We start from the raw sequence: 16,773 nt of genomic DNA on the forward strand, positions 1-16,773 counted from the left end.
ATTCTCTTTGTTGTAAGTTTCGTTTTTACACCGGTTAAACGAAAAAAGAGCGGCAGGGTTGCCGCTCAAAATGCCATTACTGACGCTGATTAAGGAAGTGTTTCTCTGCCAATTAGAATTGGTCTTCTTCGGTCGAACCTGTCAATGCTGTCACTGAAGAGTTACCACCTTGGATAGTATTGGTCATTCTATCGAAGTAACCTGTACCTACTTCTTGTTGGTGCGCAACAAACGTATAGCCTTTTTCAGCTGCTTGGAATTCAGGACGCTGAACTTTCTCAACATAATGACGCATACCTTCACCTTGAGCGTAAGCGTGTGCCAGTTCAAACATGTTGAACCACATGTTGTGAATGCCTGCTAGCGTGATGAATTGGTACTTGTAGCCCATGTCTGCAAGCTCTTGTTGGAACTTAGCAATGGTTTCTGCATCTAGGTTTTTCTCCCAGTTGAATGAAGGCGAGCAGTTGTACGCCAACAATTGATCTGGGTATTCAGCGTGAATTGCTTCTGCAAACTTACGTGCTTCTTCCAAACATGGCGTAGCCGTTTCACACCAAATCAAGTCTGCATATGGTGCGTAAGCCAGACCGCGAGAAATCGCTTGGTCGATACCCGCGCGAACGCGGTAGAAACCTTCTTGAGTACGCTCACCTTCAATAAAGTCTTTATCATATGGGTCGCAATCTGAAGTAATGAGATCCGCCGCATTCGCATCAGTACGAGCAATAACTAATGTTGTTGTTCCCGCTACGTCAGCAGCCAAACGAGCTGCAACGAGCTTTTGTACCGCTTCTTGCGTAGGAACTAATACCTTACCCCCCATATGACCACACTTTTTAACCGATGCTAACTGGTCTTCAAAGTGAACGCCCGCGGCACCGGCTTCGATCATCGATTTCATTAGTTCGTAAGCGTTAAGCACACCACCAAAGCCCGCTTCAGCATCCGCTACGATAGGTAGGAAGTAATCAATACCACCTTCATCTTCAGGCGTCTTACCAGCAGCCCACTGAATTTGGTCTGCACGACGGAATGAGTTGTTGATACGCTTTACTACTGACGGTACAGAATCTACTGGGTAAAGAGATTGGTCTGGATACATCGTCGAAGCGGTGTTGTTATCCGCCGCTACCTGCCAGCCTGACAGATAGATCGCTTCAATACCTGCTTTAGCTTGTTGAACCGCTTGACCACCCGTTAGCGCACCAAGACAGTTTACGTAACCTTTTTTCGCACTACCGTTGACCAGTGACCAAAGTTTGTCTGCACCACGTTGTGCAATTGTGTTTGCAGGCACCATAGAGCCACGCAGTTCCACCACTTCCTCGGCAGTGTAAGTACGCTTCACATTTTTCCAGCGTGGGTTAGTTGCCCAGTCTTTTTCCAGAGCTTCAATTTGTTGGCGGCGAGTTAAGTTAGTCATTGGTCTATCCCTCTTTATAATTTGCACTTTATGCGTGTGCGTTGAGTTTCCGTTCTCAGGCAGTACTTCCCTATCTGCCTTGAAAATCCTTCACGTTATTGGTGTTACAGTTATTCTTTATTAATCCAGGTAGTCATAACCAGGAACTGTCAAAAAGTTGGTCAGTTCATCGCTCGTCGTGAGCCTTGCCATTAAGTCTGCTGCTTCTTCAAATCGACCCGCATGGTAGCGCTGCTCGCCAATTTCTTGCTTCACGACTTCAATCTCCTCTTTGAGATAGAGCTCGAACAGCTCTTTAGTGACCTTTAATCCGTTGTCTAGCGACTTGCCGTGTTGAATCCATTGCCAGATAGAGGCGCGTGAGATTTCTGCCGTTGCTGCGTCTTCCATCAGTCCGTAAATCGGCACACAACCATTGCCAGAAATCCAAGCTTCGATGTATTGCAGCGCAACGCGAATATTGTGGCGCATTCCGCCTTCAGTGCGCTCGCCTTCACAAGGCTCAAGCAGTTCAGCTGCTGTAATAGGCGCATCCTCTGCACGGCTCACATCCAACTGGTTGGTGCGTTCACCCAGCACAGCACTAAAGACTTCCATAGCAGTGTCAGCCAAACCTGGATGAGCCACCCAAGTACCGTCGTGGCCGTTGTTAGCTTCTAACGATTTGTCAGTCTGGATCTTGTCTAATACTTTTTGATTCTCTTTCGGGTCTTTAGCTGGGATAAATGCGGCCATTCCTCCCATCGCGAAAGCACCTCGTTTATGGCAAGTACGTACCAATAATCGCGAGTAAGCGTTTAAGAATGGCTTGTCCATCGTTACCACTTGGCGATCTGGCAGTACTCGGTCTGAGTGTTTTTTCAATGTTTTGATATAGCTAAAGATGTAATCCCAGCGACCACAGTTCAAACCAACGATGTGTTCTTTAAGCGAGAACAGAATCTCGTCCATTTCGAATACCGCTGGTAAGGTTTCAATCAGCACAGTCGCTTTGATCGTGCCTGTATCCAAACCGAAGTAGTCTTCCGTGAAATGGAACACTTCGCTCCACCACTTCGCTTCGTGATGCGATTGCAGTTTTGGAAGGTAGAAATAAGGGCCACTGCCTTTTTGAAGTAACGCTTTGTAGTTGTTATAGAAATACAGAGCGAAATCGAATAGCGCACCTGGAATGATCTGACCGTGCCACGTAACGTGTTTTTCTTTTAAATGAAGGCCGCGAACACGGCAGATCAACACCGCTGGGTCATCTTCCAGCTGATAATGTTTGCCATTGCCAGGATTGGTGTAACTGATGGTGCCATTAACAGCATCGCGCAAGTTAATTTGACCATCCAGCACTTTACTCCATGCAGGAGACATTGAATCTTCGAAGTCTGCCATGAACACTTTTACATTCGCATTCAGTGCGTTAATCACCATCTTGCGGTCAGTAGGTCCGGTAATCTCCACACGGCGATCTTGCAGATCTTGTGGGATTCCTAGGATCTTCCAACTTCCTTCACGGATGTCTTGTGTCTCTGGTAGAAAATCTGGTAGCTCACCAGCATCAATACGTGCTTGCTTCTCTTCTCTTGCTTCCAGCAACTGTTCAACACATCCGGCAAATTTTTCACACAGTAGAGATAAAAAGGTTTGGGCTTCAACAGGGAAAATTGCTTGATGTTCTGGAGCAACGACTCCATTCACCTCAAGCATGCCTTGGGTTTGCTTTAGTTGTTGTGTTTTTTGTTCTGTCTGAGCAAGCATAATCATTCATCCTTAACGTGCTTTATCAATCTTGGGCAGTCAGCGTAAAGCTACATTTGTAAGTTATGAACAACAAATTACATCCTTTAACTTTGTGTTCAACTCGTCTAGCTATGTCGATAGATTGCGTAATGCTACGTGTATTTTCAATCTAGACATAAGTCGTATCGCCTTTAAATAAGCTATATCAACAAAGGGTTTAGTGAAACCCCCAATATAAACAAAACAGAAAATTCAAAGTTTTATTCCGCAAGGTAAAAACCATCTATCAAGCACCTTATTTTGCAAGTTATTACGTAATAAAATTACATTAAATTTAAAGTCGTTTTATCATTTCAAACAAGCGTATGAATATAGACTGATAAACAAACACCTTGTATTCACAAGGGCTGAAGAGATGGATTTAAACAGGGGTCAAACAAGACATGCAGGGCTTTGTGTAAAATTAACATTGTGAAATTTCACTATTTTATGAAAGCTTCATCAAAGAAGAGCTGTAAAATTTTACAAGTCAAAGTTTACCAACAGAATAAAATACTAGAAAGCGCACTGTTTCCAGTGCGCTTTTAGATAAATAATGGAGAAGTAAGGGCTAATACTAATAGCTAAAGCAGCTCTGAAACGACTTCTGCGAGTTGATTAAATGTTTTCGTTCTTGACGAGCTCGGACGCCAAACTAAGCCGATTTCGCGATAAGCTTGTTTACCAGGAGGATCGATCACGACTAAATTCTGGTTATGCAGCAAGCCATGGTCGATAGCCATTTGAGGAATGAACGTTGTTCCCAAACCATTCGCAACCATTTGCACCAGTGTATGGAGGCTGGTTGCCGTAAACGGATTGATTTTTTCTTTGTCTGTTAATTTACACGCTGATACCGCATGTTCCGTTAAGCAATGTTCTTTCTCTAGTAGAAAGACGGATTCGTCAGGTAAATCCGCGTAACGAATCGGCACAGGGACCGATTGGGCTTGATTAGCGCTTATAACCATTCGAAACGGATCCTTACCCACTACTCGGCTTTCCATGCCATCAATTTCGACTGGTAACGCTAAAATAAGCACATCCAGCTCACCATGTCTGAGCGCTTGAAGTAAGTTTGTCGTCGTGTCTTCTCTTAATAAAAGATTCAGTTGTGGAAAACGGTAGTTCACCTCTTGTACCAAATCACACAGTAAAAACGGAGCAATTGTTGGTATACATCCTACTTTTAGCTGGCCTTGCATATCGTCGCCTTGGCACATACGTCCAAGCTCGACCAAATCTTGCCCTTTTGCTAACAGCTCTCGCCCCTGCTTTACTACCATTTCTCCTGTTTGGGTAAAAACCAGTGGACTTTTCTTGTCTTTCTTTTCATATAATGGACAGCCAATCAACTCCTCTAAGTTTTGAATACCCTTACTTAAAGTCGACTGACTGACAAAACAACGCTCTGCAGCGTCACTAAAATGTCTTGTTTCATGCAGTGTGACTAAATAGTGTAACTGCTTCAAACTGGGCCATTTATTCATAATTGTATTTGTATCTACCGCCGTTCCAGTGATCGAGTTAAGAGTTTTGTTATTATCGTTTTTTTCGATTAACTCAATCTATTTATTTCGCTTTTTTCAATACTACAATCTGTACTATAGTTTGTCTCGTACAAACACGAACCAAACCGACACAACTGAATTCGGTTTGGAGCTAACCATACTTTTTAGGAGCAAAAAAATGGTACTAGTAGGTCGTCAAGCCCCTGATTTTACTGCAGCAGCTGTTCTAGGTAACGGTGAAATCGTTGAAAACTTCAACTTTGCAGAGTTCACTAAAGGTAAGAAAGCAGTAGTATTCTTCTACCCACTAGATTTCACTTTCGTTTGCCCATCTGAGCTAATCGCATTCGACAACCGTCTAGCTGACTTCCAAGCTAAAGGTGTTGAAGTAATCGGTGTTTCTATCGATTCTCAGTTCTCTCACAACGCATGGCGTAACACTGCTATCGAAGATGGCGGTATCGGTCAAGTTAAGTACCCACTAGTTGCTGACGTTAAGCACGAAATCTGTAAAGCTTACGACGTTGAGCACCCAGAAGCAGGCGTTGCTTTCCGTGGTTCTTTCCTAATCGACGAAGAAGGCGTTGTACGTCACCAAGTAGTTAACGACCTACCACTAGGCCGTAACATCGACGAAATGCTACGCATGGTTGACGCTCTTAACTTCCACCAGAAGCACGGCGAAGTATGTCCTGCACAATGGGAAGAAGGTAAAGCAGGTATGGACGCATCTCCAAAAGGTGTTGCAGCGTTCCTATCTGAGCACGCAGCTGACCTAGGCAAAAAATAATAGACCTTCACCCTAGCTCAACGGGTGTGATGGTTGGATGTATATAAAGCAATAAGCTAATGCGGAAAACCGCAAACGCCAATCAGTCTAAGTAAAGTCCTATCAAAGCCCAGAGCCTCTGCTCTGGGCTTTCTTTTTCCTTCAGATAAACCGCCAAATGAGGTAACGCTTCAGCGTAAACTTTACCTCTATTTATCATCCCCTCCATACAGATTCTGCTTACTGGCCCTGTTAATATCTTAGCCACAACACTTATTTGTAACGTTAGCAGGATGAATGAACGTGGTTACTCACCTAGAAGTCTGTATTGATAATATTGAATCTCTGCACTACGCCATTGCTGGCGGCGCCACTCGGATTGAACTTTGCTCCTCTTTGGCTTTAGGCGGACTAACACCCAGTTATGGCTTTATGCAGCAAGCGGCTAAGCTTTCGAGTGTTCCAGTTTATGCCATGACCCGCCCACGCCAAGGTGACTTCTTCTACAATGAAGAAGAGATCGAAATGATGCGTTGGGATATTGAAGCCGCTAAACAAGCTGGCTTGAATGGTGTCGTGCTCGGCGTGCTCACTCAAGACGGCGACATTCATATGCCGTACGCAACGGCACTGTGTGAATTTGCTCAAGCGCTTGGCTTAGGCGTGACTTTCCATCGTGCCTTTGACCAGTGTCGTGACGCTGAAAAAGCTTTGGAAGAAGTGATCAGCTTAGGTTGTGAACGTATTTTAACCTCCGGTCTTGCGCCTTCAGCACCACAAGGGATCGATGTGCTTAGAGCTTTGGTTAAGCAAGCCCAAGGGCGCATAGCAATCATGGCGGGGGCTGGCGTTAATGCGAGTAACGTACGTGCGTTAGTAGAAGACACTCAAGTTCCTGAAATCCATCTGTCAGGCAAAACCACACGCCCTAGCCAAATGACCTTTGTTGCTGAACAAAGCAAAATGGGCGCATCCGATGTCGATGATTTTTTAATCCCCATCACAAGTACACAAGCCATTACCGATGTCGTAGCAGCTCTCAAATAGACCACCGTAACCTCACGCGCATAGCTTTTGAGTGCTAACATATTGTTTATCAAGGAGTGAGGAAAGGTGTATGTCTAAATTGAAGAAAAAGGAATACGAAAAGGAGCTCAAAAACCTTCAAGTTGAGCTCGTAAAACTTCAAGAGTGGGTCAAACACAAAGGGTTAAAGGTAGTGGTTTTGTTTGAAGGACGTGATGCTGCGGGCAAAGGCGGAGTGATAAAGCGAATTACAGAAAAGCTAAACCCGCGTGTTTGTCGCGTGGTCGCTCTGCCTGCACCGACCGAAAAAGAAAAAACGCAATGGTACTTCCAACGTTACGTCGCTCATTTACCATCTGCTGGTGAAATCGTTTTATTTGACCGAAGTTGGTATAACCGAGCGGGTGTCGAAAAAGTCATGGGGTTCTGTACGCCTGATGAATACGAAGAGTTTTTACGCTCTTGTCCTGAATTCGAAAGAATGTTGCAACGCTCTGGGATTATTCTGATTAAGTATTGGTTTTCGGTTTCAGACGAAGAGCAGGAAAAACGTTTTCTAGGTCGAATTAATACGCCGATCAAACGTTGGAAATTCAGCCCCATGGATTTAGAGTCACGTCATCGCTGGGCGGAGTATTCGGAAGCAAAAGATAAGATGTTTGCCTATACAGACACGAAAAACTGCCCTTGGTGGGTCGTCCCTTCTGATGACAAAAAGAAAGCGCGCTTGAACTGTATCAGTCATTTACTAAGCCAGATTGATTACAAAGCACTTGAGTACTCACCCATCGAATTACCTGAACTCAATAAAGAAGGTTACGTCAGAGCGCCCATTGATGATCAGACCTTCGTTCCTGATAAATATTAACGTGCTTTCCTTCTCTCTAATAAATAGGCCAGCCTAAAAGCTGGTCTATTTGTTGAAGTCAGTTACTTCAGTACGTCATCAATACTTTGATCACCTAGGTGGCGTACATCTTTCCCTTTCACAAAGTAAATAATGTATTCACAGATGTTCTGGCAGCGGTCCCCCACGCGTTCAATCGCGCGTGCCGACCACATCACTTGAAGAATATTAGGGATATTTTTTGGATCTTCCATCATGTAAGTCATCAACTGACGAATCACCGCTTCATACTCGGCGTCTAGTTTGTCATCTTGTTTATGCACCTCTGCTGCCGCTTCTACATCCATGCGGGCAAACGCATCTAAAACCTGATGCAGCATATTAATTGCCTGACGGCAGAGAGGCTCTAACGACACTTGGAATTGTCGTTCTTTTGATGATGGGCTTTCAATGGCAACGTAAGCAATGCGTGTCGCCACATCACCGATGCGTTCTAAATCCGTGATCGTTTTGATGATAGCCATGATTAAGCGCAAGTCTTTTGCCGTTGGCTGACGCTTAGCAATAATGCGTGTACAGGCGTCATCGATCGAGACTTCCATCGCATTCACTTTATGATCGTCACGCACAACCTTACGCGCCAGTTCGATGTCTTCTTTATGCAAGGCTTGAATAGAATACGAAAGCTGCTGCTCTACCAAGCCTCCCATGGTTAATACATGAGTACGAATCGATTCTAGCTCTACGTTAAATTGCCCTGAAATATGACGTCCAAAGTGCATGATGTTCCTTATTCCGTATAGAGTCGCGACTTAACCGTAGCGACCCGTAATGTAATCTTCGGTCTGTTTCTTCATTGGCGAAGTGAAGATCGAGTCCGCGTCAGAGTATTCAATTAACTTACCCATATGAATGAATGCAGTATGATCGCTCACTCTCGCCGCTTGTTGCATGTTATGGGTAACGATAACGACAGTATATTGAGTCTTCAGCTCATTGATAAGCTCTTCAATAGTTAAAGTTGAGATTGGATCCAGCGCTGATGTTGGCTCGTCCAATAACAGGACTTCCGGCTCAATCGCAACCGCGCGCGCAATGACCAAGCGCTGTTGCTGACCACCAGATAAGCCAAATGCGTTCTCATGCAAGCGGTCTTTTACCTCATCCCACAACGCCGCCGAGCGCAAGGATCGCTCCACTGCGTCATCTAAACTACGGCTGTTTTTTACACCTTGTAAGCGTAAGCCATAAACTACGTTTTCATAAATAGACTTAGGAAATGGATTGGGTCTTTGAAACACCATCCCCACTCGGCGTCGAAGTGTCGCAACATCGACATTAGGATGATAAACATTCTTGCCATGGAGACGCACTTTACCTGTGACTCGACACCCTTCCACTAAGTCGTTCATGCGATTGATGCAACGTAATAACGTCGACTTTCCACACCCTGAAGGACCGATAAAAGCGGTGACTCGCCCTTTGGGAATTCGCATCGAAATATCATGCAGCGCCTGAGTTTGACCATAGAACAGATTAAGGTTCTCGATTGAGATGGCTGTTTGTTCATCCGTTAAATTATGAACATCCAATGGTGGCTCATAACCTAATGTACTATCAAAATTAAACATACTTAATCTTGTCCTAACGTTCTGTATTTTTCTCGTAAATTATTGCGAATACTGATTGCTGTTAAGTTTAGCCCGACAATCACTGTCACGAGTAAGAAAGAGGTGGCATAAACTAATGGTCGCGCCGCTTCGATGTTGGAGGTTTGAAAGCCAACATCGTAAATGTGAAAACCTAAATGCATGAACTTTCTATCCAAATGCACATAAGGGAATTGTCCGTCAACCGGTAAACTGGATGCCAATTTCACGACCCCCACCAGCATCAGTGGCGCTACTTCGCCAGCTGCACGCGCAATCGCAAGGATCAAACCTGTGATAATAGCTGGCGTCGCCATAGGCAAAACCACGCGCCATAGCGTTTCGAACTGAGTTGCACCAAGTGCCAGAGAGCCATGTCGTACTGAACTCGGAATACGAGTTAAACCTTCTTCCGTCGTAACAATCACAACTGGAAGCGTCAGCACGGCAAGAGTTAGTGCAGACCATAACAAACCCGGCGTACCAAAGGTTGGTGCCGGTAGCTTCTCCGCATAGAATACGTTGTCGATAGAGGCACCAATCGTATAAACGAAGAAACCTAAACCAAACACGCCATAAACAATCGATGGAACACCCGCTAGGTTTATAACTGCAATACGAATAACTCTGGTTAGAGCGTTATTCTTAGCATATTCATGTAGATAGATAGCGGCGATCACCCCAAGTGGCATCACAATGATCGACATAATGAGTACTAAGAAAACCGTACCAAATATCGCAGGGAACACGCCTCCTTCGGAGTTTGACTCTCTTGGATCTTCAGATAAAAACTTCCAAACCTGTTTTCCCCAATGCATGACTTTATCAGGCAGTGACATTTGGTTTGGATACCAGTAGTCCAAAATATCTTCGAGCGGAATCGATACTTGTGACCCGGTCATATCCTCGACAATCAAGGCATAGTCAGAGAGCTGAAGTCGTAAACCATCAAGTTGCAAATCTAACGTCTCAAGCGCTTTCTCTATCTGCTCTTTTTTCGTCTGATTTTCCTTTAAGAAGCTTTCTGTCAGCGTGTCATTCAATTCATGCTTGCGCTTTTCTAATCGCAACTGCTCTAGCTTCCAACCAAGCTCTTTAAGCTGATCGACCACCAAAGAATCAATCTCATGGCGCAGAGTTTCTGCATCATCAAGCTTTTTATTTAGTACCGATTGAATATCACTGGTGTATATATTATCGCCATCTTGAAACGCCACCAGCTTACCAAAGAAATAACCACCGCTACTGCGCTCTATCACCGCCCACTCTTTTGGCGTAGTGGGCTCATCCAACTGCATTTGCAATACGGAGATAAAATCGGCGGGATACAACTCTCGGTTAGCGATTTTGATGTTGAGTCGCGTGGCAAAATCTTCATCGTCTTCTAACTGTTGTGCTGCGCTTTCAGGCAAATAACTCTTCGGTACAAAGCTGCGCTCATACACTTGACCAATCAGAATAGTATTTTCATGTAGCACTTCGCCTTGTACAGGTGTCAGCGCTGCAACATTCCACTGATACAAGGGCGCTGGCCAAAAGTAAGTCAGGCCTTTCCAGCCGATAAGGAGTAACAACCCTAATACCGACAACAAACTGATGCTGACTGCACCGCCTGTTAGCCATATCCACGGTGCGCCAGAACGAATCCAATTTAACACGTTATTACTCGCTCTTTATTCAAACCATTATTACAACGCACGGTACTTATCTCTCAGTCTCTGACGAACCCACTCCGCAAGCGCGTTTACTGCAAACGTAAACACAAATAAAATCAATGCAGCTAGGAACAGCAGGCGATAATGCGAACTTCCAACTTCCGACTCTGGCAACTCAACGGCGATGGTCGCCGACAGGCTGCGCAATCCTTCCAAAATATTCCAATCCATTAATGGCGTATTGCCCGTTGCCATTAACACAATCATGGTTTCGCCAACAGCGCGTCCCAGGCCCATCATAATGGCAGAAAAAATACCTGGGCTTGCAGTAAGCAAGACAACATAGATTAAAGTTTGCCAAGGCGTGGCCCCTAATGCCAAAGAGCCATCCGATAAATGCTTCGGTACAGAGAAAATGGCATCTTCGGCAATGGTAAAAATCGTCGGGATAACAGCAAACCCCATCGCTAACCCCACCACCAATGCATTGCGTTGATCGTAACCAATACCATGCTCGGTTAAGAATAAGCGCATATCGCCACCAAAGAACGTCTGCTCAATCGTAGGCGAAATCCACACTCCAAGCCCAATCAGTACCAATATGACAGGCATGAGCACTAAAGCATGCCAACCATTAGGCAGACGATTCCGCAGAGGTTGCGGTATTAATGCCCATAGCCCGCCCATAATCATGGTGCTCAAGGGCAAAACAAACAGCATAACGACGATCGTAATCAGGTGATCTTCGACAATAGGCGCGAACCACAATCCCGCGAGGAAACCTATGATCACCGTCGGCAGTGCTTCCATTAGCTCAATCGAGGGTTTTACGACACGACGCATGCGTGGCGACATAAAGTAAGCCGTATAAATAGCACCTAGCACTGCGAGCGGTACTGAAAACAGCATCGCAAACATCGCCGCTTTTATCGTTCCAAACGCAATAGGTACTAGGCTGAACTTAGCCTCAAAGTTATCGCTCGCCGAAGTCGATTGCCACACAAATTCAGGCTCAGGATACCCTTCGTACCACACTTCTTGCCATAATGAAGACAATGAAATTTCCGGGTAGGCATTGTCCACTTCCGCAACATTTAACGCATTATTTTGCCAAGTGATTAAGTAGCGTTCATTGTTAGACATTGCTGCGATTGCGGGCGCTTGATTGTACGCACGCTTAAACAACACCAGTTTTTCACTAGTTGTATAATGACTTTGCAACGTGCCGTTGGTGTAAAAGCTATAAAATCCTTTTCGATGAGAATCCGGCAACAAATACTTAAGCTCTGATGCCAATTTAAAATCACGAATATGCGTTAACGTGCGTTTTTCTTCTTGCAGCGTATCAAACCATTGCGACACCCGACCATCGTTGTGCGTCACCAAAAGCGAGTAAGCACCAGCCAATAAGTCTATCGTACGAACGGAATGCTTCTTATCACCTTGAGTTAGGTCGACCACCTCTCGCACAGCAAATTTACGTGCGGTTTTCTTTAACACGATCAACTCAGAGCCATCGCGCAAATAAAGCGTTTCACCATCAGGTGTCAATAACATTTGCTGAGGTGCATCAAAGCCTGAAGAGAACGTAAAATCGATCGTTGTCGGAGGTGTACCCAAAGACGAAGCCACTTGCCAACGAGCCTTTACTTCACCGCTTTGCTTCTGCCAAACAATCGTTGGTAAGGGCGTCGAAGCTGCAAATACAAACTGAGTCACAGGATCTTGAGGCGTACTTAGTGTCAGATCCATGCTGGTGTCTAGCTCAATCACTTCCGGAGGACGTGTATTTTCTCTCAATGTGGCATTAAATTCTGGCTTGAAAAGGTTCGCTTTACCCTGCCCATCAACAAATCCATACCAACCTAGCCCAGGAGCAGATTGAGAGAAAGCGACGGGTTTCTGGACGATTTGCTGTTTATACACCGCAGGTTTCGTAGGATCGTCCATCGACAAATATTGAATCTCACCACTTTGGGTTAGAACGAACGCGAGCTGAGCGTAATCATCCACTGAAATCGCAAGTGGTGTTTCAATATGAGTGGCTCGAATGGCTTGGTTGGTTTTGATCTCCGCATCAGAAAAAAGCGGAATGATCACCATGGCGAGGTAGACAAAGATCAAAATAAGCGCCGCGAGTACGCCGACACCACCGGATGTCACTGCAAGTCGAACTAAACGATCTTTTATCAGTCGTTTCTTATCTTTTTCCTGCAATGAAAACTCGGCTTGTGCCATTTAAATCTCTACCTTTTTTGACTTAGTACTAGAATATGTCGTTAAGATGACAATTATATTACAGATCACATTAAACACCTGAAAAGAATACAACTCTTATGCAATGCGTGGTATGAAATAAATCTGTAATGAAAATCTCATAATGTTCTCACTCATCCATTTTTCCAAGATGAGTACGTAATACTTCACTTTTGGCTAGGTAAGGTTATGAGCGCAGAAAAACTATATATAGAAAAAGAACTGAGTTGGTTGTCTTTCAACGAACGAGTATTACAAGAAGCTGCCGATAAAACCGTCCCTTTGATCGAACGTATTCGCTTTCTTGGGATCTTTTCCAACAATTTAGATGAATTTTACAAAGTACGCTTTGCGGACGTGAAGCGCAGAATCCTAATCAGCCAAGAGCGCGGTGGCAGTGATAGCCCTAAACGACTGTTAACCAAAATGCAGTCGAAAGCACTAAAGCTTAACGAACAATTTGATGAGCTTTACAGCGAATTGATTCGAGAAATGGCACGACGTCGCATTTTCTTGGTCAACGAACAACAACTGGATGAATCGCAACAAAAGTGGATCGCAAAATACTTCCGTAGAGAGGTAATGCCGCATATCACTCCCCTCCTAATGAAAGACGAGATCGATGTTCTGCAATTTCTCAAAGACGAGTACGCTTACATCGCCGTAGAACTGCGTAAAGAAGAACATTACCAGTACGCTCTGATCGAAATTCCGACCGATCACCTTCCCCGCTTTGTGATGGTACCAGAACAGAAAGGAAAGCGCCGAAAAACCATCATCTTACTTGATAATATTATCCGCCACTGTTTGGACGAGCTGTTCAAAGGCTTTTTTGATTATGATGAGCTTAGCGGCTATGCGATGAAAATGACGCGTGACGCTGAATACGATTTACGCAATGAAATCGAGTACAGCTTGCTTGAACAAATGTCAGAGGGGGTCAATCAGCGACTGACAGCAAAGCCCGTTCGCTTCGTCTACGAACGCGATATGCCGCCTCAAATGTTAGAGTTTCTGTGTAACAAACTGAATATCTCTAACTACGATAACCTTATCCCCGGCGGACGCTATCACAACTTTAAAGACTTCATCGGCTTTCCAAATGTTGGACGAGAATATCTTGAAAATAAACCTCTCCCGCCAATGAAATGTGCCGATTTCGAAGGTTATGCCAACAGCTTTGACGCGATTAAAGCGAAAGATATTCTGCTCTATTATCCCTACCACACTTTTGACCACATTAGTGAGTTAGTGCGCCAAGCCTCCTTCGATCCCAAAGTACTTAGTATCAAGATTAACATTTATCGCGTCGCGAAAGATTCTCGCTTGATGAACTCTTTAATTGATGCGGTGCACAACGGCAAAAATGTCACTGTGGTCGTAGAACTGCAAGCTCGCTTTGATGAAGAAGCCAATATCGAATGGTCAAAAGTATTAACCGAAGCGGGTGTGCACGTCATCTTTGGTGCGCCTGGTCTTAAGATTCACTCAAAGCTACTGATGATTAGCCGCCGTGAAGGTGAAGAAATTATTCGCTACGCACACATCGGCACAGGCAACTTCCATGAGAAGACGGCACGAATTTATACCGACTTCTCCCTGCTTACGGCAGATCAAGAAATCACTAATGAAGTCCGTAATGTCTTCGGTTACATTGAGAATCCATACCGACCAGTGAAGTTCAATCACCTTATGGTATCTCCTCGTAATTCTCGAACCCAAATCTACCGCTTAATCGATAATGAAATTGCGAATGCCAAGCTAGGGAAAAAAGCCGCTCTTACGATCAAGGTCAATAACCTAGTCGATAAAGGCATCGTCAATAAGCTTTATGGAGCAAGTACTTCCGGTGTAAAAATAAACATGATCATTCGAGGCATGTGCTCATTAGTACCGGGCATTGAGGGGATCAGCGACAATATTCGCATCATCAGTATTGTTGACCGCTTTCTTGAGCACCCTCGCGTGGTGATCACCCACAATGATGGCGATCCGCAAGTTTATATCTCCTCCGCAGACTGGATGACAAGAAATATTGATCACCGTATCGAGGTAGCAGTACCAGTCCGTGATCCACGTTTGAAACAGAGAATTATTGATATAACGAATATCCATTTTACCGATACAGTAAAGGCTCGTTTAATAGATAAAGAAATGAGTAACGCTTACGTACCACGAGGTAATCGCAAAAAAGTTCGCTCTCAAATCGCTATCTATGACTATCTTAAAAATATAGAAAAGCAAACTAGAAAACAAAATTCAGATGCCTCAAATACTTGAACAAGATACTCGCTACATTGCCGCGATAGACCTCGGCTCAAACAGTTTCCATATGGTGGTGGCCAAAGTTGTTGGCAGTGACCTACAACTGGTTAGTCGTCATAAACAACGTGTTCGCTTAGCATCAGGACTCGACAGTGAATTGAACTTAAGTCACGCCGCAATGGAGCGTGCGCTAGAATGCTTAGCCATGTTCGCTGAAAGGTTGCAAGGGCTTGATGAGTCAAATGTACGTATCGCCGCCACACACACACTAAGACGCGCTAAAAATGCCCACCTTTTCATCGAGCGTGCAAAAGAAGTGATGCCTTTCCCAATAGAAATTATCCCTGGAGAAGAAGAAGCCCGCCTGATTTACTTAGGTGTCGCGCACACTCAAGTAGAATCCAACTCCAAACTAGTCATCGATATCGGAGGCGGCAGTACCGAGATGATTATTGGACAAGAATTTGAGCCTGAGCTTCTCAACAGTAAACAGATGGGATGCGTCAGTTTTACAGAGCAATACTTTAAAAACGGCAAACTGTCAGGAAAAAACTTCAGCAAGGCGATGTTAGCTGCCGAACAAAAACTCGAGTCCATCGCTTCAACATATCGTAAAAAGGGCTGGGATATTGCTCTCGGCTCATCAGGAACCATCAAAGCGATTCAAGAAGTGCTAGTAGGATTAGGTTTTGAAGATGGCCTGATCACAGCGAGTCGACTGGATACACTTATCGAAACTCTGTGTAAATTTGATTCCATTGAAGATATTGAACTGGCGGGTCTAACAGAAGAACGTAAACCCGTATTCGCAGCAGGCGTAGCGATTTTGTCCGCGATTTTCAAAGCGCTTCGTATTGAGCAAATGTTTTTCTCCGATGGTGCTCTACGCGAAGGCCTGTTGTACGAAATGGAAGAACGTTTTGCACGCTCCGATATTCGCATGCGCACCACAGAAAATTTAGCCAACAAGCACCGGGTCGACTTAGAGCATGCCGCTCGTGTTAAGGGGCATGTACGTGAGATGTTATGCCAGGTACGCTCTGAACTAGGCATTAAGAAAAAGAGTGAGTTATTTGACTTACTAGAGTGGGCAGCGTTGCTTCACGAAGTCGGATTAAGTATCAACTTGCGTAGTTTCCATCGCCACTCTTTTTATATTCTGTTGCACTCCACCCTACAAGGCTTCAACCGTGAGCAGCAATTAGTGCTTGCAACATTAGCTCGCTTCCAGCGTAAAGCGCTCAAATTGCAAGAACTACCAGATTTCAACCTCTATAAACAGAGTGACGTTATAAGCCTCATCAAAATATTACGACTTTCTATTGTATTAAATGGGCAGCGTAATGAAGATCCATTGCCTGATATCACCTTATCTATCAAAAATGACGAATGGATTCTCACATGCACAGATGAAGCATGGCTAGAAAACAATAAATTACTTCACGCGGATTTACAGGAAGAACAAGAACGTTGGGATAGCGCGAAGTGGACACTCACTTTCTGATCTCGTACTGTCCATACCTAAGTAAATTACCACCTTCTAAAGAAGGTGGCTTTGTGTGAGCCCCCTAAAAGGGGGCCTTTGTTTAGTCCAGCGCC

11 protein-coding genes and 2 pseudogenes are annotated in these 16,773 nt (G+C 44.6%); 5 read left to right on the forward strand and 8 right to left on the reverse strand.

The window, feature by feature from the left end; genetic code table 11:
• Positions 1 to 112: 112 nt before the first annotated feature.
• The 3 genes from aceA to R7M92_RS14055 all read right to left on the reverse strand — a co-directional run bounded on the left by aceA (position 113) and on the right by R7M92_RS14055 (position 4,686).
• Complete coding sequence (aceA, locus tag R7M92_RS14045; protein ID WP_005381733.1) at positions 113 to 1,426, reverse strand: isocitrate lyase; 1,314 nt, start codon at positions 1,424 to 1,426, stop codon at positions 113 to 115.
• 120 nt (positions 1,427 to 1,546) lie between these two features.
• Positions 1,547 to 3,175, reverse strand: coding sequence for a malate synthase A (gene aceB / locus R7M92_RS14050; RefSeq protein ID WP_005381735.1), 1,629 nt, complete (start codon positions 3,173 to 3,175; stop codon positions 1,547 to 1,549).
• Positions 3,176 to 3,780: 605 nt separating this feature from the next.
• Entirely contained in the window at positions 3,781 to 4,686 is a 906-nt protein-coding gene (locus R7M92_RS14055) for a hydrogen peroxide-inducible genes activator (protein WP_005383681.1), read from the reverse strand.
• A 199-nt stretch (positions 4,687 to 4,885) separates the two neighbouring features.
• Between R7M92_RS14055 and R7M92_RS14060 the strand changes: the two genes are divergently transcribed.
• The 3 genes from R7M92_RS14060 to ppk2 all read left to right on the forward strand — a co-directional run bounded on the left by R7M92_RS14060 (position 4,886) and on the right by ppk2 (position 7,370).
• Positions 4,886 to 5,497 carry a peroxiredoxin C gene (locus R7M92_RS14060; protein WP_005381738.1) on the forward strand — a complete coding sequence of 204 codons (612 nt, stop codon included), beginning with the start codon at positions 4,886 to 4,888 and terminating at the stop codon, positions 5,495 to 5,497.
• Positions 5,498 to 5,779: 282 nt separating this feature from the next.
• Positions 5,780 to 6,523 (forward strand): copper homeostasis protein CutC, encoded by a 744-nt coding sequence (locus R7M92_RS14065; RefSeq protein WP_411974281.1) that lies wholly within the window; start codon positions 5,780 to 5,782, stop codon positions 6,521 to 6,523.
• 70 nt (positions 6,524 to 6,593) lie between these two features.
• The gene (gene ppk2 / locus R7M92_RS14070; RefSeq protein ID WP_005381743.1) at positions 6,594 to 7,370 is read left to right on the forward strand and encodes a polyphosphate kinase 2; all 777 of its coding nucleotides are present in this window, start codon (positions 6,594 to 6,596) and stop codon (positions 7,368 to 7,370) included.
• A 62-nt stretch (positions 7,371 to 7,432) separates the two neighbouring features.
• On the opposite strand, the gene phoU is transcribed toward ppk2, so the two are convergent.
• The 5 genes and pseudogenes from phoU to R7M92_RS14090 form a co-directional block, all read right to left on the reverse strand.
• Positions 7,433 to 8,131, reverse strand: a complete 699-nt coding sequence (gene phoU / locus R7M92_RS14075) for a phosphate signaling complex protein PhoU (RefSeq protein ID WP_238966672.1) — start codon at positions 8,129 to 8,131, stop codon at positions 7,433 to 7,435.
• A 30-nt stretch (positions 8,132 to 8,161) separates the two neighbouring features.
• Positions 8,162 to 8,980, reverse strand: a complete 819-nt coding sequence (gene pstB, locus R7M92_RS14080; protein WP_005381745.1) for a phosphate ABC transporter ATP-binding protein PstB — start codon at positions 8,978 to 8,980, stop codon at positions 8,162 to 8,164.
• A gap of 2 nt (positions 8,981 to 8,982) precedes the next feature.
• A pseudogene (gene pstA / locus R7M92_RS25090) lies at positions 8,983 to 9,951 on the reverse strand (phosphate ABC transporter permease PstA); the annotation flags it as partial.
• Between the two features lie 473 nt (positions 9,952 to 10,424).
• Positions 10,425 to 10,656: pseudogene (locus R7M92_RS25095) on the reverse strand (phosphate ABC transporter, permease protein PstA); the annotation flags it as partial.
• Positions 10,657 to 10,686: 30 nt separating this feature from the next.
• Positions 10,687 to 12,891, reverse strand: a complete 2,205-nt coding sequence (locus R7M92_RS14090; protein WP_318133665.1) for an ABC transporter permease subunit — start codon at positions 12,889 to 12,891, stop codon at positions 10,687 to 10,689.
• Between the two features lie 207 nt (positions 12,892 to 13,098).
• Between R7M92_RS14090 and ppk1 the strand changes: the two genes are divergently transcribed.
• Both ppk1 and ppx read left to right on the forward strand, forming a co-directional pair.
• Entirely contained in the window at positions 13,099 to 15,189 is a 2,091-nt protein-coding gene (gene ppk1 / locus R7M92_RS14095) for a polyphosphate kinase 1 (RefSeq protein WP_005381748.1), read from the forward strand.
• On the forward strand, positions 15,173 to 16,678 hold the full coding sequence (ppx, locus tag R7M92_RS14100) for an exopolyphosphatase (RefSeq protein WP_318133667.1): 1,506 nt from the start codon (positions 15,173 to 15,175) through the stop codon (positions 16,676 to 16,678). The genes ppk1 and ppx overlap by 17 nt, the downstream gene beginning before the upstream one ends.
• Positions 16,679 to 16,773 lie beyond the last annotated feature (95 nt).

It is taken from the genome of Vibrio sp. Vb2880 (assembly GCF_033337975.1).
Classification (GTDB): Bacteria; Pseudomonadota; Gammaproteobacteria; order Enterobacterales; family Vibrionaceae; genus Vibrio; species Vibrio alginolyticus.